General features: G+C 69.2%; 24 protein-coding genes and 2 pseudogenes. 9 read left to right on the top strand and 17 right to left on the bottom strand.

Translation table 11 applies throughout. The features are described from left to right. Positions 1 to 223: 223 nt before the first annotated feature. The 3 genes and pseudogenes from PH203_RS35895 to PH203_RS35885 form a co-directional block, all read right to left on the bottom strand. Complete coding sequence (locus PH203_RS35895; protein ID WP_289925584.1) at positions 224 to 715, bottom strand: hypothetical protein; 492 nt, start codon at positions 713 to 715, stop codon at positions 224 to 226. Between the two features lie 532 nt (positions 716 to 1,247). Next, positions 1,248 to 1,562 carry a putative quinol monooxygenase gene (locus tag PH203_RS35890; RefSeq protein WP_126269423.1) on the bottom strand — a complete coding sequence of 105 codons (315 nt, stop codon included), beginning with the start codon at positions 1,560 to 1,562 and terminating at the stop codon, positions 1,248 to 1,250. A 239-nt stretch (positions 1,563 to 1,801) separates the two neighbouring features. Then, positions 1,802 to 2,410 (bottom strand): annotated as a pseudogene (locus tag PH203_RS35885) (IS3 family transposase); the annotation flags it as partial. A 231-nt stretch (positions 2,411 to 2,641) separates the two neighbouring features. Between PH203_RS35885 and PH203_RS35880 the strand changes: the two are divergent. Next, positions 2,642 to 3,187 carry a hypothetical protein gene (locus PH203_RS35880; RefSeq protein ID WP_289925582.1) on the top strand — a complete coding sequence of 182 codons (546 nt, stop codon included), beginning with the start codon at positions 2,642 to 2,644 and terminating at the stop codon, positions 3,185 to 3,187. A 192-nt stretch (positions 3,188 to 3,379) separates the two neighbouring features. Further along, a complete protein-coding gene (locus tag PH203_RS35875) occupies positions 3,380 to 4,420 on the top strand; it encodes a helix-turn-helix domain-containing protein (RefSeq protein WP_289925581.1) in 1,041 nt (346 codons plus the stop codon). Between the two features lie 178 nt (positions 4,421 to 4,598). Here the strand turns inward: PH203_RS35875 and PH203_RS35870 are convergent, their stop codons facing one another. Continuing rightward, on the bottom strand, positions 4,599 to 5,186 hold the full coding sequence (locus PH203_RS35870) for a hypothetical protein (protein ID WP_289925580.1): 588 nt from the start codon (positions 5,184 to 5,186) through the stop codon (positions 4,599 to 4,601). Positions 5,187 to 5,408: 222 nt separating this feature from the next. Further along, complete coding sequence (locus tag PH203_RS35865; protein WP_289925579.1) at positions 5,409 to 5,888, bottom strand: hypothetical protein; 480 nt, start codon at positions 5,886 to 5,888, stop codon at positions 5,409 to 5,411. Positions 5,889 to 6,150: 262 nt separating this feature from the next. On the opposite strand from PH203_RS35865, the gene PH203_RS35860 reads away from it, so the two are divergent. Continuing rightward, positions 6,151 to 6,453: a hypothetical protein gene (locus PH203_RS35860; RefSeq protein WP_289925578.1), complete on the top strand. Its 303-nt coding sequence runs from the start codon at positions 6,151 to 6,153 to the stop codon at positions 6,451 to 6,453. A 301-nt stretch (positions 6,454 to 6,754) separates the two neighbouring features. Here PH203_RS35860 and PH203_RS35855 read toward each other — a convergent pair whose 3' ends face one another. After that, the gene (locus PH203_RS35855; RefSeq protein ID WP_289925576.1) at positions 6,755 to 7,645 is read right to left on the bottom strand and encodes an alpha/beta hydrolase; all 891 of its coding nucleotides are present in this window, start codon (positions 7,643 to 7,645) and stop codon (positions 6,755 to 6,757) included. A gap of 186 nt (positions 7,646 to 7,831) precedes the next feature. Continuing rightward, the gene (locus PH203_RS35850; RefSeq protein ID WP_289925666.1) at positions 7,832 to 8,830 is read right to left on the bottom strand and encodes a helix-turn-helix domain-containing protein; all 999 of its coding nucleotides are present in this window, start codon (positions 8,828 to 8,830) and stop codon (positions 7,832 to 7,834) included. 272 nt (positions 8,831 to 9,102) lie between these two features. Between PH203_RS35850 and PH203_RS35845 the strand changes: the two genes are divergently transcribed. Continuing rightward, positions 9,103 to 9,249 (top strand): hypothetical protein, encoded by a 147-nt coding sequence (locus PH203_RS35845; protein ID WP_289925575.1) that lies wholly within the window; start codon positions 9,103 to 9,105, stop codon positions 9,247 to 9,249. A 49-nt stretch (positions 9,250 to 9,298) separates the two neighbouring features. On the opposite strand, the gene PH203_RS35840 is transcribed toward PH203_RS35845, so the two are convergent. Then, on the bottom strand, positions 9,299 to 9,976 hold the full coding sequence (locus PH203_RS35840) for a hypothetical protein (RefSeq protein WP_289925574.1): 678 nt from the start codon (positions 9,974 to 9,976) through the stop codon (positions 9,299 to 9,301). After that, complete coding sequence (locus PH203_RS35835; protein WP_289925573.1) at positions 9,973 to 11,199, bottom strand: hypothetical protein; 1,227 nt, start codon at positions 11,197 to 11,199, stop codon at positions 9,973 to 9,975. The genes PH203_RS35840 and PH203_RS35835 overlap by 4 nt, the downstream gene beginning before the upstream one ends. A 350-nt stretch (positions 11,200 to 11,549) precedes the next feature. Between PH203_RS35835 and PH203_RS35830 the strand changes: the two genes are divergently transcribed. Then, positions 11,550 to 12,056, top strand: coding sequence for a DUF1579 family protein (locus tag PH203_RS35830; RefSeq protein ID WP_289925572.1), 507 nt, complete (start codon positions 11,550 to 11,552; stop codon positions 12,054 to 12,056). A gap of 172 nt (positions 12,057 to 12,228) precedes the next feature. Here the strand turns inward: PH203_RS35830 and PH203_RS35825 are convergent, their stop codons facing one another. Further along, complete coding sequence (locus tag PH203_RS35825) at positions 12,229 to 12,639, bottom strand: hypothetical protein (protein WP_289925571.1); 411 nt, start codon at positions 12,637 to 12,639, stop codon at positions 12,229 to 12,231. Between the two features lie 464 nt (positions 12,640 to 13,103). On the opposite strand from PH203_RS35825, the gene PH203_RS35820 reads away from it, so the two are divergent. Then, positions 13,104 to 15,377: an MMPL family transporter gene (locus PH203_RS35820; protein ID WP_289925568.1), complete on the top strand. Its 2,274-nt coding sequence runs from the start codon at positions 13,104 to 13,106 to the stop codon at positions 15,375 to 15,377. Between the two features lie 300 nt (positions 15,378 to 15,677). Here the strand turns inward: PH203_RS35820 and PH203_RS35815 are convergent, their stop codons facing one another. Further along, a complete protein-coding gene (locus tag PH203_RS35815) occupies positions 15,678 to 15,842 on the bottom strand; it encodes a hypothetical protein (RefSeq protein WP_289925566.1) in 165 nt (54 codons plus the stop codon). 297 nt (positions 15,843 to 16,139) lie between these two features. Continuing rightward, positions 16,140 to 16,676, bottom strand: a complete 537-nt coding sequence (locus tag PH203_RS35810) for an FAD/NAD(P)-binding protein (protein WP_289925565.1) — start codon at positions 16,674 to 16,676, stop codon at positions 16,140 to 16,142. Between the two features lie 325 nt (positions 16,677 to 17,001). Here PH203_RS35810 and glgX point away from each other — a divergent pair, with 325 nt between their 5' ends. Beyond that, on the top strand, positions 17,002 to 19,119 hold the full coding sequence (gene glgX / locus PH203_RS35805; protein ID WP_289925564.1) for a glycogen debranching protein GlgX: 2,118 nt from the start codon (positions 17,002 to 17,004) through the stop codon (positions 19,117 to 19,119). Here the strand turns inward: glgX and PH203_RS35800 are convergent. The 5 genes and pseudogenes from PH203_RS35800 to PH203_RS35780 all read right to left on the bottom strand — a co-directional run. Beyond that, positions 19,112 to 22,021, bottom strand: coding sequence for a trypsin-like peptidase domain-containing protein (locus tag PH203_RS35800; protein ID WP_289925665.1), 2,910 nt, complete (start codon positions 22,019 to 22,021; stop codon positions 19,112 to 19,114). The two genes, glgX and PH203_RS35800, sit on opposite strands and share 8 nt — an antisense overlap. Then, positions 22,021 to 22,371, bottom strand: coding sequence for a CU044_2847 family protein (locus PH203_RS35795; RefSeq protein WP_289925562.1), 351 nt, complete (start codon positions 22,369 to 22,371; stop codon positions 22,021 to 22,023). Before PH203_RS35795 ends, PH203_RS35800 begins: the two co-directional genes overlap by 1 nt. Before the next feature lie 191 nt (positions 22,372 to 22,562). Continuing rightward, positions 22,563 to 22,709 carry a hypothetical protein gene (locus tag PH203_RS35790; protein WP_289925560.1) on the bottom strand — a complete coding sequence of 49 codons (147 nt, stop codon included), beginning with the start codon at positions 22,707 to 22,709 and terminating at the stop codon, positions 22,563 to 22,565. Between the two features lie 150 nt (positions 22,710 to 22,859). Next, positions 22,860 to 23,168, bottom strand: coding sequence for an immunity 53 family protein (locus PH203_RS35785; protein ID WP_289925558.1), 309 nt, complete (start codon positions 23,166 to 23,168; stop codon positions 22,860 to 22,862). Positions 23,169 to 23,211: 43 nt separating this feature from the next. Continuing rightward, a pseudogene (locus tag PH203_RS35780) lies at positions 23,212 to 23,579 on the bottom strand (IS630 family transposase); the annotation flags it as partial. Positions 23,580 to 24,005: 426 nt separating this feature from the next. Between PH203_RS35780 and PH203_RS35775 the strand changes: the two are divergent. Beyond that, on the top strand, positions 24,006 to 25,076 hold the full coding sequence (locus PH203_RS35775) for a zinc-dependent alcohol dehydrogenase family protein (RefSeq protein ID WP_289925557.1): 1,071 nt from the start codon (positions 24,006 to 24,008) through the stop codon (positions 25,074 to 25,076). Positions 25,077 to 25,094: 18 nt separating this feature from the next. Next, complete coding sequence (locus PH203_RS35770) at positions 25,095 to 25,778, top strand: pyridoxamine 5'-phosphate oxidase family protein (protein WP_289925556.1); 684 nt, start codon at positions 25,095 to 25,097, stop codon at positions 25,776 to 25,778. The last annotated feature ends 11 nt before the right edge of the window (positions 25,779 to 25,789 follow it).

Genomic DNA, 25,789 nt, shown 5'->3' with positions numbered 1-25,789 from the left:
TTCCCCCTGACGGCTCGGACGGTGCTCACTTCGCTCGCCGTACATGCTCATGCCGCGCTCCTTCGATTCCTCTTGGGGTTCGTTCGTCCGCATGGTGGTCGTGGACGGGACAAGAGTGGCGGGTGGTGACAGGGGGGCATGAGGGGAATGAGGGGCGCGTCAGACTCTTGTAAGCAGTCTTGGCACCGCCCCGACGGCGCGACCGGTGCGGCAGGCCGGGGCTTCACCTGGGTAGCTTGGCGGTGGATTCGGGGTGGGCGGCGCCGACATAGCGCATGGCGGTCTGCTCGGTGATGCCGAACAGGCGCATCAGCTTGAGGGGATCTGCGCTCTCGAACACCTTGCTGAGGATTCGGTCCTGACACAGGCTGGCCGGCGTCAGTCCCTTGGAGAGGGCTGCGCGCAGCGTGCCGATATTGACGGCCGGGTGGTCGGGATCGACAGCGGTCTTCCGGCTGACCAGCAGGTGGGGGTTGGTCGAGGCGGGCCATCGCAGGTGGCGGCAGGTCGTCCCATCGGCGGCGAGTTGGTGGATGAGTTCCTCCAGCTGGAGGGTGTGCCGCAGCAGCCCGCGCTGTACTTCGAGGGTGCCGCGGGAGAGGTCGAGGCCCGTGGTACGCAGGGTCCGGATCTCGTGTCCGGGCAGTGCGTGGATGGAGGGCAAGGTGACGACGAGGCGGCCGAGCGGCGATGTCGCCTGGTCGAGCAGCCCCACCAGGACGTCGGCGGGGGCGGACTTCGGGACCCCCTTGAGATCGCCGACCCGGGAGGTCCCGGGAGGAATTGCGGAAGGTCACTCGCTCGCGTTTGAGGGCGCGGAACTGGCCACCGAGGACGGCATGCCACCGCCCGAGCCGCTGCCGCCCGGCTACCGCGAGATCCTGGCTCTCTTCGAGCAGAAACAGAACGGGACAGGCTGCGCGCCAGGGACGTCTGTCGCACCCTCGGCACCGGCACCGAGCCGCGGCACACCGAAGGCATGCGCGCCAAGCTGAAACGCCTGGCAACCGCAACATCCTCTTCGAAGCCGAGCCCGCTCCGTTCACCCTCACCCCGCCGGCGCCGACCACCCCAGAGACCCACTCAGGCTGAAACCGACGAAGGCTCGCAGAACCTGACACCGCCACTTGGGCGGGCCCGGACAAACTCGGGCCCGCCCAAGTACGGTTACGGCAACCTCACCCGTCGGTCGGCTTCGAGCCCCCTTCGGAAAACTCGAACCCACGGCCCTTTGTGCACCCGGGCAGTCAGCGCAGCGCGGCCTTGTCGCCCGTGCCGTAGCCGAGCGGGGTGATGACGCGGATCTCGGGCTCGGCAGTGAGGAGTTCTCCCACCCGGCTCATCGCCTCGGTGAGAAAGGGAGCCTGGCTGTGTTCGTCGATGGCCTGCTGTGAGGCCCACTTCTCGACGAGCACCATGGTCAGTGGATCGGCGGCGTCCTCGTGTGCCGCGTAGGTGAGGCAGCCCGCGTCCTCGTGGGTTTGCGAGACCACCGACGCGATGACCTTCCGGGCCTCGTCCGCCCGCTCGGCGCGCAGACGCAGGGTACTGATCACGATCATGGATTCCACCGCTGGTCCTCCTCGCTGTGCGCACCGGCAGATCCGGCGCGCAGTCACTGAAGCACGCATGCGGCTGTGGGCGGAACCCGCGTTATCGCAGGGTGGAAAACGTCCAACCGGCTTGGCACGGGCCATGGTCCTTGTCCTCGAAGAGTGGATACCTGTGCGTGTCGTTATGTGGTAAATGTCAGGGTGGCTGACTGCTGTCCGTTCGCCGAGTGTCGTCGTCGGGTGTTCTAGCGGGGGGTCCAGCGGAAGACCGCCAGGCGGCAGGCACGGGCACCGTCGAAGCGGCGGGCGCCCCGGAGGGGCTCGCGTCTGGGGGCGGCGTTGAACGACTCGGCGAGCGCGTTGTCCGCGCTCGTGCCGACCGCGCCCATGGACTGCCGTACTCCCAACTCGGCGCAGACATCGGTGAGTTGACGGGAGATGTGCTGGGCCCCGTGATCGCTGTGGAAGACGGCTCCGGCCAGACTGCCGCGAACCCGGGCGGCTGCCCGGAGTGCGCCGGAGACCAGCGAGGTGCGCATGCGGCCGGCGACCGACCAACCCACCAGACGGCGCGAGAAGCAGTCGATCACCGTCGCCAGAGACAGGAACTCGCCGTCGCCCACCGGCAGGTAGGTGATGTCCCCGACGTACTTGGTGTTGGGCGCGCTCGCGGTGAAGTCGGGCCGGAACAGGTCCGGCGCGGGGGCGGCGGACAGTTCGGGCACGGTGGAGATCTGCCGCTTGCGCAGTCGCAGGCCGGCGATGCCGTACTCGCGCATGACCCGTCCGACCCGCTTGTGGTTCACGCGCTCGCCGTTGTCGCGGAGCTCGGCGGTGACGCGAGGGCGCGCATAGGTGCGAATGGTCTTGGCGGTGCCGTCATCGCGCCGCTTGGCGAAGTAGTAGTACACCGCGCTCTCGAGCACTGCCGAAGTCTCGCAGAACACCCACTCATTCCGGCCGACTGAGCTCTGCGTCGATGACGCCTTGAACGGTGTTCTGATCGTCCGGCGTCCGCGCACCCCCGGGGGAGGCTCACACCGTCCCGTGACAGGTCTTTCACCGTCAGGCTCAGCGCGCGGGGAGCGGTGGAGATGCTCGCCGGCCTGCGCGACACCGACAACTTTGAGGAGGCCGTGCCCTCAGGGCTTGTGGTCGGCGTGCGCGGCAGGCTCAGGTCCCTTCAGCCCGGCACGCTGCGCTTCCTTCAGATGGGAGCGGTGCTGGGAGGCAGGTTCGGCTTCCACGATGCCGCCGCCCTCTGCGGCCAACCGTCCGCCTCGTTGATCGATGCGCTCGATGCATTGATCACCACAGCCCTGTTCGCCTTCCTCTTCGCCCTCACGCATCCGTCCCGGCGGCCGTGCTGCTCGTCGTCACTCAGCGCCATGTCGCCGCCGGCGTCACCAGCGGAGCCATCGAGTGAGGTCAGTCAGGTCGCTCAGGGCCGGCCCACCGGTGGAAGTGCACGGAGGGAACCAACCCTGTGCACCGAGGGACAACAACAACCGATGGGCCGACCTAGTGTTGACACGACAACAGTCATTTCCCCATCAATCCTGTTGAACGTTGCATCTCACCACACGGACGTCCCACGTGCCACCGACCCGCACCAGCCGAAAAGATCCCGATGACTCGACCTTCCACCGCCGCGAGCGTCGAGCGGGTGGGCGACAGTCATCGTCAACGAAATACCTGTCCTCACAGGAGTGTTACGGCCTTCCCGTGTACCGCGATCGTCATGAGCAGCGGTCATTGGTCGGCCCAGGAGGCGCTCACGGGAGGTGCGCAGGTCAAACACGCGCATTGCCCGCGCAGGAGGTTCCATGCCTGTCGTTCTCTCGACCACACCGCTGTCTCCGGCGCAACGCGCGGAATGCTGGCACGAAGCGGTTTCCAAGACGTTCATACCGCTCGGGGTGAAGCTTCTCGAGCGTGAGCCTTCGGTGGGGACGATATCGAGCGAGCAATTCGGCTCCCTGCAGACGTCCGTGGTCCGGGCCGGACCACAGGTCGTCACCCGCACCCCGCGTCTGATCTCCAAGGACCGCGAGGAATGGATCACTGTCGCGCTTCAGCATAGCGGGACCGCCGTACTCGAACAGGACGGCAGAGAAGCTCTCCTGCAGCCTGGCGACTTCGCAATCTCCGACTCCGGCAGGCCCTTCCGAAAGACACTGACGGAGGAGTTCGGCTTCACGGCGATTCACCTGCCCCGTAAGGATCTACGAGTGGCGGAGCAGGACTTGCGGGCACACACCGCCAGAGTTTTCTCGAGCAGCGGCAACACCAGCGGATTGGTCGCAACCTATCTGACACGCCTGGCTCAAGGCACGGGACCCTCCGACGGGCCTGTCCGACGCAGACTCGGCTTGGTCGCAACAGACCTCCTGGCCTTGCTCATCCACGAGCGGTCCGAAAAGCTGAACCCGCAGTCGCCGGACTCGGCTCACGCCATGCTTGCCCTGATCAAGGAATACATCGTTCGGAATCTGTCCGATCCCGGACTGTCACCGGAGTCGGTCGCAGCAGCACACCGTGTCTCGGTCCGGTATCTCCACAAGCTCTTCGAGCACGAGGACACGACCATGAGCCGCTGGATCCAGCGGCATCGGCTGGAACGCTGCAGGCGGGATCTGTTGCAACCGACGGGTATGACCTCGACGGTGGCGGCCGTCGCCCTGCGCTGGGGCTTCGTCAGCCCGAGCCACTTCAGCCGCCTCTTCCGCGCAACGTACGGCGTGTCGCCCCGCGAATGGCAAATGGCTGAGCGGATACACCAAAACCCCCTCGGGCAGAGGCGAGGGAAGGCCGTCCCGTCGCCGACGGATTCGTACCGAAGGGCGGAGGAGGCCGCGTCGGTCTGAGGGCTTGTACGTCAGTGCACCTGGCCGGATCGAGCCGACCGCTCACAGGAGGCGCGTCTACCGAGCGCACATCGGGGCTGACGGCGCGTCATCAGCGGCGCACGCCCTCCTGCGGCATGGTGTGTGGAGCTTGACCGAGCCCAACTGCGGCCGAGGAGGGATGCTTCCGGTCACGCAGTCAGGCGCACTCGATCTTCAGTGTGACGATGCCCGGGCTCGGCAGCACAGCGTCCGGGCAGATCGTCACTGTCTGGGACGCAGGGTCCGCCGTATAGATGTGCTCGTACTCCCAGCGCTGCAGCGAATCCACACCGCTGACCCGGCCGATGCGCTGGTACAGGGTGCCTGCGGGGCAGGTGGCCGTGACGGTGCCGCCGCCTGTGGGAGCGGTGACGGACGCGTGCAGGTGGTACTGGCTCCATTCGCCGCTGGTGTCGAAGTCTCCTGGCGTCCGGCAGTCAATGATCGCGGTGATGTCCACGGGCGCGCTCTCGTGCCAGTCCACCGCCCGCACGGTGTAGCCGGCACCATCGGGCAGGTACTCGGCCTGGATAACAGACGACTGCAAGGCAGTGGACGGCTGGAGCGTAAGCGCCCACGTCTGCTTGAGGGTCTTGCTGCCGGCGGGGCAAAGGACCGTGAACTCGTCACCAGTCTTGCTCAGAGTTCCGGCGGTCTGCACCACTTCTGCCCGCGCACCGGCTGCCTGGGCGGGGCCGGCGGCAAACCCGCCAGCCAGGATCAACGCCATCACCGCCCCGAACATCCTCACACCACGCACCGCATCCGTCCCTTCGTCTCGTGGCGACCAGCACGGCTGCCGGTCCCACCGGAAAAACTCTGTCTCCCCCCATACCGCTCATGTCGTCTGCTGCCCCCACAAGCCCCATCCGGACCACCCCCCGAGCGGACCCGCGGCGGCTCCCGGGCCAGGCCCGGCGGCACCGTCCGGGGTCGCGGGCGGGTCTGCCTGCTCTCCCGGCGGCGCTCAGGTCCAGATCTGGACCACCGCATGGTTGTTGTCCGGGTCGGGGTCTTCGGCGGGGTTGTCACTGATCACGCTCACCGGGGCACTGAGCCGCGTGCCGGGAGCGATGACGCAATCGTTCACCCACACGGGGAACGAGCCGACGAAGGGATGAAAACCTGGCCTGACCATCCCCTGCCGGCAGCTCACCCTGCGGCCGTCGGAAGACGTCTGACAGTGATCGCGGATCACAGCACGCGAACTCACTTCGATGCCCGGCGGCAGCTCAAGCGTCCAGGTGGCCTCCGACGACGTGTCCGGGCCGAGGCTGTCCACGAGCACCTTGACCCACACCGTGTCACCCGGCTGGACCTCGTACGTCTCCGCACCCACCCGCAGATCTGCGGTCCCGGCAGCCGCCGCCGGGGCCGCAGCCGCCGGCACCGCCGTAGCGGCAGCCGCGCACACCGCTGCCGCGACGGCGAGCGTCAGCAGCTTCATGTTCCTGAGCATTTTCCAACCTCCACGATCAGCGCCTCGCCTGCGTGCTGTCAGCACAGCGAGCAGGACGGTATGCGCCTGTCACCAGAGCCGAACAAACGACAGCGCAACACTCATTGATCACATAACGCCCCTCCAGTGGACCCGCAGCGTGCTCCACCCGCCCGTTCCTTACGCCCAACAGGTGAAAGCCCGCACCAACGGGGCACTGCGCGCACCTCGCCAACGCCCCCTCCGCCATACGGCCGACACTGCATCGGCGATGTCCCACAGGCAGCACGCCGATGAGCAGGGCGATCCGCTCGAAGCCATGCAGACCGCAGGTGCGGGCGCGGCCGGTCTCACCCCTGCCCGGCTCGACAACCTCGTGGCCTCCGGCCTTCCGGCGCTGACCGGCTTGGCCGACGCCATCCGCGGGGACCAGCCCGCGGTCGTGCAGGGAATCACCACCGCCTTCAACTCCGGCGTCAACGAAGGCAGGATCACGGATCTGAAGCTCCAGAAGAGAATCATGGCCCATCTCCGCCGCCAGTTCCGTGAGCCGACTACGCGTTGTGGTTGTTGATCTTCCGTTGCTGACGTGTTCGACATGCGGTCGTCGTGAACGAGGTGTCGCGTCAGCTGCAAGAGGTGCTGTTCCCGTCGGTCTCGGGAATCGCGGTCGTGTCCATCGACGCGGATGGCGAGGCGATGCCCATAGAGGGCCCGGTGCACGGCGGCCGGTGCTGCCTGCCTGGTCTCCGGTACCAGTTCGGAGAAGGTGCACAGCTCCTACCTGCGACATGCTCCCCGCCGAGTGAGAAAGCCTGCCGCCGCAACGTGCCCTGGATTCTGCCGAGCGTGGGCTGCGGCTCGCTCCGTTCCGCTCACGTGAGAACGGAGGAATCAGTGGCGTTGCCGGTGCAGGGCGATGTGCACGGTGTCGAGGACCTGGATGAGCGCGGCGCGGGCGGTGTCCGTGTCGCGCAGCGGGGCGAGCCCCATGAAGCCGTGGATCGTCCCGTGGTATCGCGTCGAGACCATTGCGACGCCGGCCGTGCGGAGCTTCGCCGCGCTGCTGCATGTCGGGGAGGCACTGGTCCCAGAACCAGCGCATGGTCTCGCGGCCGAGGAAGTAGCCTTTGGTGAACTCCTGGTAGGAATGGGGTCTCGAAGTCGGCGTCGGTGACCGGGTAGAGGAGTGCCTGCTGAATCAGGCGAACTCCTTCGCGCTCCTTGGCGAGCGGATGCAGTGCCGCCACCGGATTGCCGTCCGCCGAGTCGCCCTCGGCTGCCGTCCGGCTCCCGTCCAGGCCGATCTCGCCGCCCCGCTCGCAGATCCACTTCGCGACCGCATAGCACTGCTCAACGGCGATGGGGTACTGCGCCGCGGGGGTGCGCTCGTAATCGACGAACACCACGGCTGCGTCGGTACCGAGAACGAACGCGCGCACCAGGTGCTCATGGATGCAGGCGTCGCGCAGAGCCCGACCAAGGCCGTGCAGGAACAGCACGACCGGGATCGCGCCGACGCTGTCGACGAGCCTGACCACCTGCACCCGTACGTGACCGGTCGGCCCGCCTGACAGTGCCAGCCAGTCCGTGGTGGCCTCCCTGCCAAGGAGGTCGCGCCCGCCGTGCAGGCGGGCAAGGTCCCGCCTTGCCTGTTCGATGTTCGGGTCGTGCGTCGACGGCGGGCAGGAGTACTGGGCCACGAACGCTCGGGTGGTCAGATCCAGGACCGGCTGCCGCACGGCCGAAGGCGCGAAGTCGAACACGCGGTCTCCTGCAGGGAGGGCCAAGGGGCCTGAAGGGAAAGGGCTGTTCGGCGCATGGGGTACCCAGTCGATCGGAGCAGCTGATGCTGCGACTGCCCGGCCAGGGCAGTGCTCTGTGCAGCACGGGGGCTCGCGCGGCTTTGATCGGGAACCCTAACTGCCGTACGGCGAAAGACCGGCACCCGGTCAGCCGGCACTGCGTGTACCGGCGGTGGTCGCTGGCAAGCTCCCGCCGTCGTCTTGACCCATGCGCAAGCTGCGCCACTCGCGTGGGGAGATGCCATAAGCGGCGCGGAAGGCCCGGCTGAAGTGGGCAGGGTTGACGAAGCCCCACCGCTGGGCGACAGCCGACACGGTGGGCGCCGTTCTGCTGCGGGGGGCCAGCTCCCGGCAGCACTCCTGCAGGCGCCGCTGCTGGATGAGCCGACCGACGGTGGTCCCCTCGCCCTCGAAGAGCCGGTGCACGTACCGGACGGAGATCCGGTGCGCCCTGGCGATGCTCTCCGGCGACAGGGCCGGGTCGCCCAGGTTCCGGTCGATGTGGTCGCGGACTTGCAGCAGCAGATGGCTTCGGGTGGTGTCCGGTCCCGCGGTGCCCAGGTGGGCTCGCTCGGTGATCAGGGTGGCGAACAAGTCGGCCACATTGCAGGCCAGCCGGTCCGCGACGGCCGGCGAGTAGGCGTCCGCCGATGATGCCAGGGCGGCCAGGAACGGCAACAGCACCGCGCCGAGACCGTCCTCCGTACCGATGGCGTTGCCCGTGACCTGCTGGAGGCTGATGTCCGGCACACCCAGCATGCGGCGGGGCAGTTGGAAGACATGCGTGGCGAATCGCTGCGGATAGTCGAAGGAGTACGGCCGGCTCGTGTCGTAGACCACAAGGTCGCCCTCGGTCACGTCGGCGCGGCGGCCGTCCTGGACGCAGGTGGCCGTACCGGATATCTGGACAGTGATCGCCACCGGCGTCGCGGACGAGCAGGCGATGAGTGCCGGAGTGCGGCTGATCCGATTCGGGTCGGCCTCCACCGTGGAGACCTGCAGAAAGCCGATGCGGTTGGTCGTGATCCGGCCGTGGAACGGACCGTCGCCGCGTGGGACCACGGTCATCGGTACCAGCGTCCTGCTCACCGCGTCGTTCCAGTAGGCCACCTTGTCCCGGTCCAGCACCGAGGCCGTCGTCAACACCAAGCTCAACTCTCTCTCCCCTCAAGGGAAGTGACTCCGGGGCTGCATCAGACGGGAACAGGCCAACGACCACGGCCTCCCGGACGGCGGTGGCCCACGCCCCGGCAGGACCGGGGGTTCGGCATGCGGACGGCGACTTGACCCGAGCGCAACCGGGCGGCTTCGGCGGAGCCCGGGTTCCCGCTCGTACCGAGAAGCCAAGCAGCGCCCCGCCGCGCTCTCCAGGCAGAAACACCGGCAGAAACACCGGCAGAATTCGTGGCGGAGGAAGGATGCAACTCGTGCTTCCGGTGCTCTTCGCGCTCGACCGGGTCCACGAGTTCCACGTCGTCGCCGGTTCCTCCGGCGGCGAGAGCCCGGCCGCACACGACCACGCCCATCAGCGCATGGTCGGCGTCGGCGCAGTCCCGGTGACGTGAATCCACCTTGCTTTCGGGCGGGGTGCCCGGTCCTTCAGTTGGGACTACGTCATTCCCTGGGCCGGCCCGAGGGGAATGAGCCTGCGTGCCCGTGCAGAGCCACCGTGCCGGCGATCAACGCCAGTGCGGCGGTGAGCGGGGTGACCAGCGTCCACCAGGTGAGTGCGGCGAAGGGGAGCGCGCCCACAACCAGCAGGACGGGGGCGAGCGGGCGTCGGCTGGTGCGTATCCAGGGTGCGACGGCGACGAGGGCACCGCTGACTGTCCCCAGGGCCAGCCACCGGATGCCGCCGCCGGCGGCGCTCAGGACCAGGAAGACTCCGAGCATGCTGGTCAGCACGGCGGGCCAGCGGTCCCGTACCGCCCGCGCGGTTGCTCGTGGTGCCGGGGAGACGGTGGTCGCGCCGGCCAGAACCAGCGCGGTGCCCGGGATCCACCACAGCGGTCCGACGGTGGTGAAGCCGATGAGCCCGGGGAGAAGTTGCCCGGCTGCCACGGCTGCTCGGCGGCCCGGTGGCAGTGCGGGGCGCGCCTGGAGCTGGCCTGTGCTCACCGCGAGCGCGGTGGCCGCGAGCACGATGGTGAGCAGGCCGAGCGGGACGGGGTCCTGTTTGTCGCCCGCCCAGCTACCCAGTTCAGCTCCCCACACGGTGGTGATCAGTCCGGCCAGGATGCCGAGGGTGCCTGCCGTGATGCCGGTGAGTGCGGCGGTCCGGTCGCGTGTCACTGCAGCACCTCCTTCACCGGTCTGCGGGGAGAGCGCCGGCCGGTGCGCACCGGGTGGCCCAGGCGGAAGGTGGCAAGGACCTGGCGGTCCGGGTGGCCGGCCAGTGCGGCGAGCTGCGGGGTGAACGCCGACGACCGGCCCAGGCTCTGGTCACGGTCGATGCGCTCGCTGATCTGGTTCATGTGCTGCAGGACCAGACCGCGGGCGGTGACGGCGAGGTGGATGCGCTGCAGCAGCCGGCCGCCGATCAGCTGCTGGGCCGTATCGTGCGGGTCGGCGACGAGGACGAAGCCGTAGGCCGCCGCAGTGGCGGTGTGGACCTTGCGGGTCTGCTCCACCCAGAAGGTGTCGCCGCGGGTGCGGGAGGCGGCCGGCAGGAGCTTGGCGACGGAGCTGAACAGTGGGGACAGGCCCTGGCCGTCGAGGGTCAGTCCGTCCTTGTGGGCGGCGATGTCGTCGGCGCCCGCGCGGAACCAGGCGAAGTTGTCGCGGGACTGCTCCTCGTCCGAGGTGATGGCCCGGGCGGCCTCCACCATCAGCCGGCCCAGCGAGTCCCGGTCGTCGCGGGCGGTGACCCAGGCGAGGGAAGCCGGTGGCTCATCGGCCAGCTCCGCCAGCTCGGTCAGTGTCCCGGCCGCCACGGGCTTGTCCCGGTAAGGGCCGCGGTTGGTGTGCCGGCTGCCGATCGCCTCGTACAGCTCCGAGGCGTGCCGGCGGCCGGCCGGCAGGATCACGCGTGCCACGAGATCGGGCCGACCGACGTCGGGGCGCAATGTCACCCCGGGGGCGAAGCCCCGTGCCCGTGCGGCCAGGACCAGGTTCTCCAGTGCGCACCCGAGTCCGATGTGCAGCTCGCGGGAGTAGGGATCGACGCTGCCCATACGCCGTGCGGTGTCGGCGAGCACGTCGATGCGGTCGCCGTCGATGTGGAACAGCCACGGCTGAGTGTTGTGCGGGCTGGCCGCGAGCACGGCCGCCGCCACCGCGCCGCGCGCCCCGGAATCCTCCCGCCAGTGCCGCCAGGCGTCGAACGCGTCACCGGCATCCGCGCCGAGGATCCGGTTGTCGTACGCCCGGTACGACAGTGCCCCGGTGCCGACCACCGCGACCGTGAGGGCTCCCGCACCGGTGGCGCGCAGGAATCCGCGCCGCTGCATTGTGTTGTCCGCGGCGGGCGGTACGTCAGGAGGGGGGCGCGTGTCTTCAGCGTCGGTCGTGGCCATGGCCATCACCCCACTCGGGTCCCACCTCTGCGCTGTGTGCGCCTCACCATGACGCCCTGCTGACCGGTCTGCCCAGTGCCAACCGGACTGAGGTGAGAGCTTTGCGGCCCATTGGTGCCGGCCGACACACCTGCACTGTCTTCCTCAAGGAAGATTGCCTGCCCACAGGTGAACCGGGTCAGAACGATGGCCCGAGGCATGGGCCGCTCAGCCCTCGGCCCGGGCCGGTCGGCTCATGCGCAGGGCCCGGTCACGGCGTTGGCTGATGGTGCGACGGGAATGGGCGCGGGGTCCGGAGGGAGCGGCGCCCCGGCCGGTTGCCACTCGTCCAATGCTGAGGGGACACGACCATGCTTGCTGCACTCGACACCATCCCCAAGCCGATCACCACCGGATCCGAAGTGGCGGCGCTGACCCGTTTCTGCCGGGACATCACCTGGACCGGCGTCATCGAGGCAGGCGGCATGGGCCCCGGAACGCCCGCCATGACCGCTCGGGGCAAGGGCACGCACGAGACCATCCAGGACGGCCGCTGGATCGTCGGCAGCTACGAGCAGGACCAGTTCCTGCTCGACGGCACCTTCGTGCTGACCTGGCAGCTGCACTGGGTCGTCGGCTGGGACCCGGCATCCGGTGACTACCGGGCCACGCACGCGGACAACTACGGCCGTTGTGGCGTCATGCGGGGGCACATCGACGGTGACCGGCTGATCTTCGAGAGCATCGACGATCCGGCGGTACGGCTCCGCATGGAGTGGGACGTCGCGGACCCACGCGAAGTGCTGTGGCGGAACGAGATGTCCGTGCACGGCGGTCCCTGGACGCTGATCGAGGCGTACCACTGCACACCGGCATAGCCCCTTCTGCAGCACCGACGTCATGACCTCGTCCGATGCCGGGCAGCCGCGTCGTGCAGTTCCGCAGCCTCGCAGCGCCGTCGGCATGAGTACCGCCGGGTCATGGACCGCGCTGGACGGCGCTGCGCTGTGTCCTGTGCTGCAGCGCCCGGTATCAGGGGCCGAACAGTCCTCATCCCGGCGCCGCTGTGGCGCCTTGCTCGACCCGCCGCTTCAGCTGGCGGAACTGCCGGGTCTGCATGAGCCAGTGGGCGGGTTCCCACACGACAAGGTTGCCGAGGGGCACGGCAAGAACAGGACGTGCCGCGGCGTAGCCGCTGACGACGAGACGGGTGCGGCCGGAGACGTGCTCGGTGAGCAGGAATCCCCAGAGCGAGTCGCTGTAGTACCGGGGCCTGGCCGAGGCGGCGTCGTAGGAGCGGCCCCGTAGACCGAGTGAGGTCCTCAGCCCCAGGAAGCCCTCCGGCTCCAGGGCCGCGACCTCGAACCAGGTGCCGCCGTCAGGCGTTGAGACGAGGCGGTCCCCGAGCGCGATGTGCTGCCCCGAACCCCACGCACACCACATCCGTGACCTGGCCGGCAACGTCACGAGGCGAGGTGCGGGCTGTGGGTGGCGGTATCCCGCAGGTATGCGGTATCCGGATGGGGTGGCTTGACCGCGCGGTGCGGGCTGAGCGAGGGCAGGTACCGGTTCAGGGCCGCCGAGATGTTCGCGGACGGCATTGCCGCGCCGCGGGTGGCGAGGCTGTCGCGGTCTCGCGGAAGTCCGCCTACGCCTGCCATCTGGTATGCGAGTTGACGCGAGGGCTTCTGCATGCCGCCGCCCGACACCGGGGCGGCGGGTGTCCATCACGCGCCATAGGCCGTCAGTTTCCGGCTGGCGGCAGCCCGAGCCGGCGGACAGTCGCCGACCGGCCCGGACCGTGGGACCAACGGCCCGCTGCGCGGGGGCGCCTGCCGCCGGACGGTAGGGGTGACCGGGACTGCGCTGCCGCGCACTTGCGGTGCGTGGCAGCGCGGCACAGGGATCTCACCGGGGAGCGCTTCATGTCCGGAGGGGACAATCTCGCCGCGCGGTTGGGTGGTTGGAGCGCCCGGCACCGTGTGATCGCCGTTGCGGGCTGGCTGCTCATGGTGGTGGCCGCCATGATGATCGGCGGGTCCGTGGGCCAGGAGCAGATGACCGATCAGGAGTACGCGGCGGGCGACTCGGCCCGGGCCTGGCAGATCCTGGAACGCGAGGGACTGACGCCGCCTGCGGGCGAGATGGTGCTGGTGCAGAGCGACACCGACCTCGCCACCGCGGCCGGCTTCCGGGCCGCGGTGGGGGAGCTGGTGTCCGGGATCGAGGCCACCGGAGAGGTGACGGATCTGAAGGATCCGTATGCGGTGCAGGGGCTGGTCTCCGACGACAGGCACAGCGCCCTGGTGCAGTTCAACATGACCGGCAAGGCCGATGACGCCCAGGAGCGTGTGCAGCCGGTGCTCGACGCGGTGGACAAGGTCAAGGACGACCACCCTGAGCTGCGGGTGGAGCAGTACGGCCATGCGAGCGGCGCCAAGTGGTTCGAGGACACCATCCTCAAGGACTTCCACCGCGCCGAGCTGACGGCGATCCCGCTGGCGCTGGGTATCCTGCTGGCCGCCTTCGGCGCACTGCTCGCGGCGGTGCTGCCGGTCGTCCTGGCCATGACGGCCTTCCTCGCCGCCAACGGCATACTCGCGCTGATCAGCCATGGCATGCATGTCGACGACGCGACCAGCTCGGTCGTGCTGCTGCTGGGGCTGGCCGTCGGAGTGGACTACTGCCTGTTCTACCTGCGCAGGGAGCGTGAAGAGCGGGCGAAGGGGCATGACCCGGCTGCCTCGCTGCGTATCGCCGCGGCGACCTCCGGACGTTCGGTGCTGGTGTCCGGCCTCACGGTCGTGGTCGCCATGTCCGGCATGTTCCTGTCCGGGATGCTGCTGTTCGACGGCTTCGCGGTGGGCACCATCCTGGTGGTCCTGGTCGCCATGGCGGGTTCGGTGACCGTGCTGCCCGCGTTGCTGTCGCTGCTCGGTGACCGGGTGGAGCTGGGCAGGATCCCGGGCCTGGGGCGGCTGCGCCGTCCGCAGGGCGGCAGCCGAGTGTGGGGCGCGGTGCTGAGCCGGGTGCTCGCCCGCCCGGCGGTCTCCGCGCTGGCCGCCGGAGCGTTTCTGCTGCTGTTGGCGGCGCCTGTGCTGGGCATCCACACGGAGAAGCTGAGCCTGGACAAGCAGTTGCCGGCGGACACACCCCTCATCCAGACCTACCATCACATCAGCGAGGCGTTCCCCGGCGGTGCCAGCCCGGCTGATGTCGTGGTGCAGGCCGACGACGTGCAGGCGCCGCAGGTGCGCCGGGCACTGACCGACTTCACCGCCGCCGCGCTGGACACGGGGCTGGTCAACCGGCCCGTACAGGTCACCACGCACGCGACGCAGAACGTGGTCGAGATCAGCGTGCCGCTGGCAGGCAACGGTTCGGACAGCACCTCGATGCGGGCGGTGCGGGAACTTCGCTCCGAGGTGATCCCCGCCACCTTGGACACGGTCCCCGGCGTGCGCTCGTACGTCACCGGCGACCTCGCTTTCTCCATGGACTTCAACGACAAACTGCGCAGCAGCGTCGTCCCGGTGTTCGCGTTCGTCATGATCGCGGCCTTCCTGGTGATGCTGCTGTCCTTCCGGTCGCTGGCCATCGCCGCGGTCTCGGTCCTGCTGAACCTGCTGTCGGTGGCCGCCGCCTTCGGCGTGATGGTCGCGGTCTTCCAGCACGGCTGGGGCGCAGCGCTGTTCGGCACCCACGGCGTCGGCGCCATCGAATCGTGGCTGCCGCTGTTCGCCTTCGTCATCCTGTTCGGGCTGTCCATGGACTACCACGTGTTCGTGGTGTCGCGGATACGCGAGGCACACGACGCCGGCGCACCGACCCGGGAAGCGGTGTCCCACGGCATCCGCAGCACGGCGGGCGTGGTGACCAGCGCGGCGATCATCATGGTCGGCGTCTTCGGTGTGCTGGGCACCCTGTCGCTGCAGGACTTCAAACAGATGGGCGTCGGGCTCGGGGTCGCCATCCTGCTCGACGCGACGATCGTGCGGGGCGTGCTGCTGCCGTCGGTGCTCTCGCTCCTCGGCGAGCGGGCCTGGTACCTGCCACGCATGCTGTCCTTCCTGGCCGGCCCTGCCGCTGCTCGGGGCGCCGGCCGCGCGTCGGCGCCTGATGGCCGGGCGGCCACTGCGCAGTCCGGGGTGGTGGAGTCCCGAGAGCTCTCGTCGAGGGAACAACGGAGCGGCCCCTGAGCGGGAGGACGGGTGCTCCCAGGCTCGCCCAGACATGTGTCGTCGTGCTCCGATGAGGAGAACCGCTTGCGTTCGCCACTGTCGGCGTCGATGCGCTTCAGACGCTCAACGGATTCCGAGAGTGATCATCGCTGGGAAGACCTCACTGGCTGCGTGATTCACCTTGGCTTCAGGCGGCCGCGCGGGACGTGATGGTGTCGGTGAGGCGGCCGGAGGCGAAGCCCGTACCGGCGACGGACCGTGGCATGGGACCGAAGGTGGGTGCATACAGGCCGGGCACGCTCGATTCGAAGCCAGTGGTCAGCCGCGGGGCACGGCTGTCCGGGACGCGGGGGAGCGCCCTGTGCAGGGCGGGGTCTCGAGGAACGCGTAGCCGTCGAGGTCGACACGGCAACCGGTGGTGGCCAGTACGTGGTCGGCGTCGAGGCGTTCGGTGCCGCGCGGACCGTGCACAGTGAGTCGCACGCCACCGGTATGGGCGTCCGCCCCCGGCCAGGTGGCGGCCGGGCAGCTCTGGCAGGACTCCGTCGACACGGTCTCGCAGCCGCCAGGAGCAGGAGGGTCCCAGCAGCCGGTTGAGCAGCAACAACCGTACAGGGCGGGGCAGATGGGGCTCTGCGGCGGCGCCACGGGTGACCACGGAGTGAGGCTATCCGGGGCCCTGTGGGGATGCGGGCTTGTCAGACGGTCCCATGGGCCTCGCGTCAGCGCCGGCCTCGTGCAGCAGCGCTGCGCTCTCGAACGCGGACTGGCCCGCGCCGATCACCACTGCTCGCCGACCGGTGAAGCGGGTGAGCTCGCGATGGTGACCGGCGTGCGAAACGAGGCGGTCGGCGCCGTAACCCGGGGGGCGGCAGCGCGCAGCTCGGCGGGCACATGTGCGAAGGCGCTCAGCCCGGCGGCCACCACGACGGCCCGCGCTCGCGTGCGTCGGCCGTCCGAGGAGGTGATCTCGAAGCCGTCGCCGGCGCGCGAGACGCGCTGCACCACAGTCGGGTCGACCTCGCCCGCTACCTGCTCCCGGAACCATCGTCCGTAGCGGATGAAGGTCTCCACGGGGATCTGACGCCGCTCGTCGTGCCAGGCCAAGCCCTCCGCTCGGGAGAGGTCGGCGAGCATGGCGCCGGGGTCGGGAGCGGACAGGTCCGAGGCGTCGGGCGTCGACTTGAGCAGCATCCCGGCGGGCATGCGGTCGCTCCACGCTTCCATCAGCTTCCCGAAGGCGTGCACCTCGAGTCCGCGTGCCCGTAGATGCGCGATGGCGGACAGCCCGTACGGACCGGCGCCGACCGCTGCCACAGGGCCGCCGTCTTCTCGCCGACGGCCCGTGTACGCGCGCCGCTGGTTCCCTTGCTGACGTCATCGCACACGCTCCCTGGAGCATCAGCCGCCGATGCCCCGAATCCCCCCTCGACACGGCAACAGTCGCCGATATCGGCTCGCGATATGAGAGCGGAGCGCCTGGCGGTACCCATATCGCATCATTTCCGGCTGAAGTTGCCGACGCTCAGATCAGCTGTCCGCCTTCATGATCCGAGACGACGACCGGTCTGTATGTCGCTGCCCTCTTCTGCCCTAGCCTCATTACTGGGGAAGGCATGTGTGTCCGGGGGAGGGGCGGGGCGTGCAGGTCTGGCCGGGGGAGACGTATCCACTGGGCGCCGCATATGACGGCGCCGGCACCAACTTCGCGTTGTTCACCGAGGCCGCGGACCGCGTGGAGCTGTGTCTGCTGCACGACGACGGCTCGGAGACGGCGGTGGAGCTGCGGGAGAGCGATGCGTTCGTGCGGCATGCGTATCTGCCCGGCGTGATGCCGGGACAGCGCTACGGATTCAGGGTGCACGGGCCGTGGGATCCCTTCCGGGGGGTGTACTGCAACCCCGCGAAGCTGCTGCTCGATCCCTATGCCAAGGCCGTCTCCGGCTCGCTGGACTGGCATCCGGCGCTGTTCGGCCATCAGGCCGGGTTCTCCCGTTACCGGCGGAACGATCACGACTCGGCTCCGCATGTGATGACGGCGGTCGTGGTCAACGAGTACTTCGACTGGGGAGATGACCGGCGGCCGCGCAGGGAGTACCACGACACGGTGATCTACGAGGCCCACGTGAAGGGCTTGACGATGCGGCACCCGGGGCTGCCCGAGGAACTGCGCGGCACGTACGCCGCCCTCGCACATCCGGCGATCATCGAACACCTGGTGGAACTGGGCATCACCGCCCTGGAGCTGATGCCGGTGCACCAGTTCGTCGACGACCACCGGCTGGTGAAGAGAGGCTTGAGGGAGTACTGGGGCTACAGCACGATCGGTTTCTTCGCCCCGCACAACGCGTACGCTTCCTGGGGCGACCGCGGCCAGCAGGTGCTGGAGTTCAAGTCGGCAGTGAAAGCGTTGCACAAGGCCGGCATCGAGGTCATCCTCGACGTCGTCTACAACCACACCGCCGAGGGCGATCACCTGGGCCCCACGCTCTCCCTCCGCGGCATCGACAACGCGCGGTACTACCGACTGACGCAGGATCCTCGCTACTACGCCGACACCACAGGTGCCGGGAACACCTTGCTCATGCGCTCCCCGCACGTCCTGCAGCTGATCATGGACTCGCTCAGGTACTGGGTCACCGAGATGCATGTCGACGGCTTCCGCTTCGATCTCGCGGCGACCCTGGCCCGTCAGTTCCACGAGGTGGACCGGCTGTCCTCGTTCTTCGATCTGGTGCAGCAGGACCCGGTGGTCTCCCGGGTGAAGCTGATCGCCGAACCATGGGATCTCGGTGACGGCGGCTACCAGGTGGGCAACTTCCCGCCGCTGTGGACCGAGTGGAACCGCGAGTACCGCGACACGGTACGAGATCTGTGGCGCGGGAAGGGTGTGAGCGCGGCGGTGCTGGGCGAACGGCTGACGGGGTCGTCGGACATCTACCAGGACGACGGCCGACGCCCTTTGGCGTCGATCAACTTCGTGACCTGCCACGAAGGGCTCACGCTGCACGACCTCGTCTCGTACGACCACAAGCACAACGAGGCCAACGGCGAGGACAACCGGGACGGAGAGGGTGACGACCGGTCCTGGAACTGTGGGGCGGAGGGCGAGGCCGACGACCCGGCAGTCCTTCGGCTGCGGGCGCGACAGATGCGGAACTTCCTCGCGACGCTGATGCTCTCTCAGGGCGTGCCGATGATCAGTCATGGCGACGAGTTCGCGCGCACGCAGCACGGGAACAACAACGCCTACTGCCACGATGGCGAGTTGTCCTGGGTGCGGTGGCCGGAGTCCGGAAGCGGCGGCGAGTTGCTGGACTTCATGCGTGCGGTGGTGTGGCTGCGCCGGGACCATCCTGTATTCCGCAGGCGGCGTTTCTTCCACGGGCGACCAGTCGAGGGCACTCACGACGAGTTGTCGGACATCGCCTGGTTCACCCCGCTGGGCCAGGAGATGAGCCATGGGGACTGGGACGCTGCGCCGGCCTCGGCGTTGACAGTGTTCCTGAACGGCAACGCCATCTCCGAGCCCGGCTCGCGCGGGGAGCGCGTCTTCGACGACTCGTTCCTGCTGATGTTCAACGCGTCACCGAAGCCACTGGAGTTCGTGGTGCCGGCGGACCATGGGAAGCAGTGGCAGGTGGTGGTGGACACGGCACTCCCGGAGGGGATACCGCCGGGAGCGGGCGCGAAGGTGCCAGCTGGTGATCGGCTGACGTTGGCGGAGTGGAGTTTGACGGTGCTGCAGCGGCCTAGGTGAGCGGCCGCATGCCGACGAGGCGTTGCCATTCGTCGTCGGTGAGCTGCCGGCCCGCCACCTGGTGGGCCAGTGTGGCGAGTCGCCTGGCGTGGAGCGGCAATCGCAGCACCGTGCCCGAACCGTCGTGCTGCGGCCCCTGTGACACCAGGTAGTCACCGTCCGCGCTGAAGGTGATGTGGCCCATGGGTGCCTCGGCGTCACAGCGGCGTTCTCCGGAAGTGAGGTCCCAGACGGTGATGCGGTCTCCGGTGGTCTGCACCGCGAGGGCCAGGCCGTCCGGTGCGAAGTCGAGGTCGTCGACGAATCCCGGTGAGGACAGCGTCAGGGCCTCCGCGCCCTCCGCCTGCGCCGAGAGGACTCGCGTGATGCCGTCGTCGCAGCTCACGGCGACTTTGCTGCCCTGGCTGTCGATGGCCACGCAGGTCGCGGCGCGCGGCAGGGTGATGTGCCACATCTCCTCGACGGAGTCGGTGATCTGGTAGAGGTGCAGTTTGCCCTCCTCGGTGCCGAGGCAGAAGGCTGTGGCGGTGTCCGTGCAGGCGGCGATCACCGCAGGGGCTGTGAGTGGGACTCTCGTGTCGCCGTCCGAGGTGTTCCAGCGGACCCGGACAGCGCCGCGTTCGTCGATGAGGATGTTGGTGTCTTCGTCGCCCAGGACCCAGTGTCGTGTGGCGCCGGGCGGAGTCGTCCACCGCCCGGGCGGTCCTGCCGCCCATTCCCGTAGCCGCACCCGGTTGGCCGTCCTGCGCAGGTCGCTCTCGTAGCCGACCGCCGGCACCTCCTCTCGCTCGCTCACGCCCATGCGGCGCAGGCAGGAGCGTACGAGTGTGTCGACGGCTGGTTCGGCGGAGCGTTCCAGCGCCTCCGCGGCGAGCATCAGGGCGGTGCGTGCATCGTCGGCGCGCTGTGCCGCCAGAATGAGGGTGCGGACCAGGGAGTCCTCGAACAGCGTGCGGTATCGGCGCTCCTCGCGGTCCTGCTGCTCCAGGCTCGCGTTGATGAAGCGGCGCTCGTCGACGGTGATGTCCGACGGGCGCTCCGCCAGCCAGCGCTGGGAATCGGCCAGTAGCGGTCCCGACAGCACAGCGGCGGACTCCTCGCCGGTGTCATGCCGACGCATGGCGTAGGCGAGCATGCGCCGCCAGTTGCGGAACGGCTCCTCCTCCTTGAGCCAGGAAGCCAGGGAGCCCCAGGCACTCAGCAGGGCCTCGTGGACCACCTCGACGGTTTCCTCACCATCGGCGCTGCGGTTCGTCGTCAGGAGCCGCTCGTTGGCCAGCCGAACCGCCATGGCCCACTCCGCGGGCCGTAGTTCCGAGCGGACGGCCACGCGGCGGACGTCCGGCTGGTCAGGTGAGATCAGGTGGTTGAGGAACAGCCGCCGGACAAGGGAGCGTTCCTCGGGGGCGAGGGCCGTCAGGACGCTGTCGGCGTACTCGGCCAGCGCGCCGTCGAGTTCACCGATCTCGGCGTAACCCTCGTAGGACAAGGTGTCCTGCCCGCGTTGCAGGGTCGTCCACATCCGGTCCAGCGTGAACTCGAGCAAGGGCAGTGCGCCCGGCCGCCCTTTCAGGAGTGAGGCCAACTGGTGCACCAGCCGGTCGTGGACGGTCAGTCCGCGCAGCAGGGCGGGCCGGACGATCGCCTCGGCCAGCTCGCTCCCTTCCATTCCGCGCAGCGCCACGGCGGTCCGCCGCAGCACCTCCCCGAAAGGCCCCGGACGCAGGAAGAGCCGACCGAACGCGTCCTCCCGCAAGGTCAGCACCGCCACGGTGGCCGATCTCTTGCGTACGGCCAGTTCGGCGAGTTGGCTGAGTATTTCGTCGGTAGCTGGTGAGCCATCGGCGGCCTCCTCGAACTGGTCGACGACGAGCAGCAGCCGTTCCCCGCCGGTGGCCGCCAACCACAGGTCACCCGCCGCGGCCAGACCGATCGAGCCGATGCGGGACTGCCACGCCTCCAACTCGAGCACCGGCACGGCATCGGCAGTCCCTGCGGCGCGAGCGAAGCCCGCCGCCAAGGCGGCCGTCAGCTGCGGGCGGGGCCGAACCGTGATGAACCGCCAGTCGGTACGTCCCGCCACCAGGCGGGGAACGAGACCGGCCTGTACCAGCGACGACTTGCCCGCACCCGACGCACCCACGACCGGCACGAGGCCGCCGGCCTCCACGGCGGCCACCAGCTCCTCGGCCATGGCATCCCGGCCGAAGAAGAGGTGTGCGTCATCGGGACCGAACGCCTCCAGACCCTTGTACGGGGAGGCAGGCAGCGGGGCGAAGACGGCGGGCCACGCCGCCACCAGCCCGGACACCGGTATCGCGTACACGTCGGCGTCGGCAGGATCGGCCGCGGTGGCCACCAGAAGGCCCAGGGCACGCTCAGCCTTCGCATCCAGCACCGGCGTGCCGCTGTAGCGGGGCTGGGCCATATGGGCCCCGTGGGCCCGCTGGTCGATCTGCTGTCGATGCTGTTTGACGAGAGGACGCAGCCGAGCCGAGACCCAGCCGCCGGGCCTGCCCTCGACCGGTCCGAACAGCAGGACTTCACCTTCCGCGCAGTCCTCGTGGGCCAGGGGGATCGGGATCGCGCCGACCGGCCTGGGCTCGCCCACGAGCGTCAGCCCGGCCACGTCCAGTCCGTCCCAGGCGGTCCCGGGTGCCTCCCAGGCATCGACTCTGGCCCGGCGTTCGGGTGCCAGCGCGGTGAGCTGCGCGAGGAGAGGGAACTCCAGCCGTACGATCCGTCCCCGGGCGTCGTCGGTGCTGTGCACCGGACGGTCCAGGGCCGCGTTGACGACATGGGCGCACGTGACGATGTGTTCGTCGTCCACCAGGACACCGTGACCCACGATTGTGCCGCCGGGAGTGCGAAACCGGACGATGGCGGCCCCGGAAGCCTCCATCACGCGTCGGAGGGCTCAGCCGACTGGGACCTGGGCGTCCACTGGACGTTCACCGTGAAGTGGACCTCCGCGGTCCCTTTGGCAAGGATGACTCCGGTCTCACCCCCCAGCTTGACCCCGAACTCGATCGACACCGCCTGCGGGGAGAGCGCGCTGAGGGCATCCGTGAGTCCCGTCAGGGCCGGTCGAAGGGTCCGCAGGCTCGACTCCACAGTCCGCGAAGCCTGGGCAACCGGCCGCCCCGGATCGGGAGACGCCAAGACCACGGCATCCTCGGGAATATCGCGGCGATCCACCTCCGCAATCAAGAACTCGCCGTTCTCCAGCGGAATACGCACCAGCTGCGCCACCAGCGTCCCCCTCCTGCGCACCCCCACGGCAGAGCCCCATCGTCACACGGCGAGGCGTCGCCATCCACAGCTTGGTCAGTGGCTCCGTCCGGCTGGACGAGCAGCCGGAGAGCAACGCGAGGAGCTGATCAGCAGCAGGACCGTGTCGGCGTCGGGATGCCGCCGCTGTGCAGCACTGCGCGGGCACAAGGTCAGCCCACGGACCACCCCACCAGACCGGCCACGACGCCCAGCGCCTCCAGGCCGAGCAGCGCGCTGACAACGCCTCGGCGCGCGGCCGGCAACCAGAGGGCCGCCAGCACCAGCACCCCGTACTGCCACGCGTGCTGCAGGGCCACCGCCAGCGGGATCGCGGAACCGGCGATCGCGCCGATCACCGTGGGCCCGGCCGTCGAAGAATGCCTGCACGCGACGGCTGCCCCGAATACGGTCGAATCTCGGTGCTCCGGCGATTCACCGGGTTCTGTGGCCCGCCGCTGTGTGATTGCTCAGGGAGTGTGCGCGGTTGCCCAGGAGCGGAACAAGGCGAGGGCTTCGGTGAGGTTGCCGGGGCCGCATCTGGCGTGAAAGGTCTTCTCGGACGTCCATGCCCAGACCCAGTCGTGAGGGCTGCGATTGACGTCCTGGCGGGGGTACTCACGTTGCTCCAGGTCCGTCTCCTCCAGGTCGATGGTGACGGTCCAGCCGGGGTTGTCGAGCGTGGCGATCTTCACGCCCCACTCGTGCTCCCAGTCCTCGTTGCACTGCGCGGCGTACCAGTTCTGCAGCCAGTCAAGAACACTCTCCGAATTGCTCACGACAGGGGATGCCAGTGCTCTGACCATAGGTTCGCCGGTTCGCTCAGGCCGCGGTGGCGAGGGGGCGTCCGTCCCAGCGGATGCCTTTCTCGCTGCGGATGCGGGCGCGTTCCCTGCGCTCGGCAGCCAGGACGTCGCGGTGGGGGTCGCCCACGAGGCGTAGGTCGGGATGACACAGCTCGACCTTGTACTTAGTCGCCCAGCGGTGGATGTCGGCGCCTTGTGGGCGGACAGGTTGTCCATGATCACGTAGATCGTTGCACCGTCGGGCCTGGCGGCGCGGATCGACTTCAGCGCGGCCAGGGTGTTCGCGGCACCTTTCCTGCGGTGGTTGACGCCCCGCAGGCGGTCGTCGCCGACCGAGTAGCAGCCGTGGAAATAGCGCACCCCGTGGGTGCGGTGATAGGTGGCACCAGGTCGGGGTGCGGATCCGCGGTCAGCGCGTCGAGACGGGCCGGCAACAGCGTCGCCGTGCGGATGTCGATCTCGCCGCGCAGCATCCACGACGGTCACGCCGCCGATGAAGTGCTCGGTGGGGTGCGGCGAGAGCCGGATGTGGTTCTCGGACAGGGACAGAGGAGAGCCCGTGCGGTCGGTCGTGCGGTAGGGCCGGTCGGTCCCCCAGGCGAGGCCGCGTGGGTCGTTGATCACGCCGCGGCGGACCGGCCCGAACGGTTCCGTCCGGCCTCCCGCCGAGGGCCGACCGGCCCAAGCGGATATCGGCCGCGCGGGACAGGCTGGACCTGCGGGACATTCCCGGCGCCGCACCCTGCTGCCGGACCGGACCGGTTCTCCGGCGGCACGCCGTCGGCCGGAGACCGAGAGAGGGAAACCGCCATGAAGGGCTTCGTCTTCCACGGCCCCGGACGCTCCGCCTGGCAGGACGTCCCGGACCCCGCCATCAAGGACCCCACCGACGTGATCGTGCGCGTCGACGCCGCGACCATCTGCGGCACAGACCTGCACATCCTCAAAGGCGACGTACCGGAGGTGCCCGTCGGCACCGTGCTGGGGCACGAAGCGGTCGGCGAGATCGTCGAGACCGGCAGTGACGTACGCACCGTCCGCCCGGGGGACCGGGTCCTGGTCTCCTGCATCACCGCCTGCGGGCGTTGCACGTACTGCCGCAAGGCGATGTACGGCCAGTGCCTGGGCGACGGAGGCTGGATCCTCGGCCACCTCATCGACGGCACCCAGGCCGAGTATGTGCGCGTGCCGCACGCCGACCTCTCCGTCCACGCGCTGCCCAGCACACTGGAGAACGAGAACGCCGTCCTGCTGGCCGACATCTTCCCGACCGCTTACGAGGTGGGCGTGCTCAACGGGCACGTACGCCCGGGCGACACCGTCGCCGTCGTCGGAGCCGGTCCCATCGGGCTCGCGGCGATCGCCACGGCCCGGCTGTTCGCCCCCGAGCGGATCGTCGCCGTGGATCTGGCCGCCTCCCGGCTGGAAGCGGCCCGGCGGCTGGGCGCCGACGCCGTGGCCAACGCCGGCGAAGCCCCCGAACAACTGGTCGCCGACCTCACCGACGGGCTCGGCGCCGACGTGGTCATCGAGGCGGTCGGTGTGCCGGAGACCTTCGAGCTGTGCACGCGGATGGTGCGGCCCGGCGGACACGTGGCCAACGTCGGTGTGCACGGAAAGCCCGCGACGCTTCACCTCGAGGACCTGTGGATCAAGAACGTGACCATCACCACCGGCCTCGTCGACACCCACTCCACGCCCACGCTGCTGCGGATGGCTGCCGCCGGCCGCCTGCCCACCGCGGCGCTGGTCACCCATACCTTCCCTCTGGACGCCATGGAGGAGGCGTACGACGTCTTCGCCCGGGCCGCCGACACCGGCGCTCTCAAAGTCGTGCTCGGCGGGCAGCGGCACGATGCCGTGGCCGTCCCGGCCGTCTGACGGAAGAGGGTGAGCCCCATGCTCGACGAGACCTCACCCGACACCGCGCGCATGAGGACACGAGGTGACCTCGGTCGGCGCCTCACCCGGCGGCGCGCGGAACTCGGCCTGAGTCAACGGGAGATCGCACGCAGGGCCGGCATCGCCCCGGGGTACCTGCGGTACCTGGAGGAGACTCCCGCAGCTGCACCGAGCGTGAGCGTCCTCCTCAGGCTGGCAGACGCCCTGCACACGGCGATGACGGCGCTGACCGGCGGCGGTACCGACCTGCCGCCCGGCCTTGGACAGGCGGCCCGCGATCCCCGCTTCGTGGAACTCACGCCCGAGGAGTGCTGGAGGCGGCTGGCGACACACGGTGTGGGCAGGCTCGCGCTCAGCACAGCCGAGGGTCCGGCCGTCGTTCCCGTCAACTACAGCGTCGTCGACGGCGGGATCGCCTTCAGGACGGCCCCCGGCACAGCCCCTTCGCGGGCCGTGGGAAACCCGGTCGCCGTCGAAGTCGACCGCATCGATGAGGCGTTTGCACGCGGCTGGAGCGTGCTGGTGCGCGGCCGGGCCCGCGCGGTGACGGATCCGGACACAGTCCGTCGGCTGACGGACTGTGCGTACAGCGCGCCGTGGGCCGGCGGGCGGCGTGACCTGTGGGTGTACGTCGATCCCGAGCGCGTCACGGGGCGCGCGATCACCGAGAGCTCCTCGTAAGGCAGTTGAAC

The organism is Streptomyces sp. S.PB5 (assembly GCF_030403745.1).
Taxonomy (GTDB): domain Bacteria; phylum Actinomycetota; class Actinomycetes; order Streptomycetales; family Streptomycetaceae; genus Streptomyces.
This window is presented reverse-complemented; position numbering and strand designations above follow the sequence as displayed.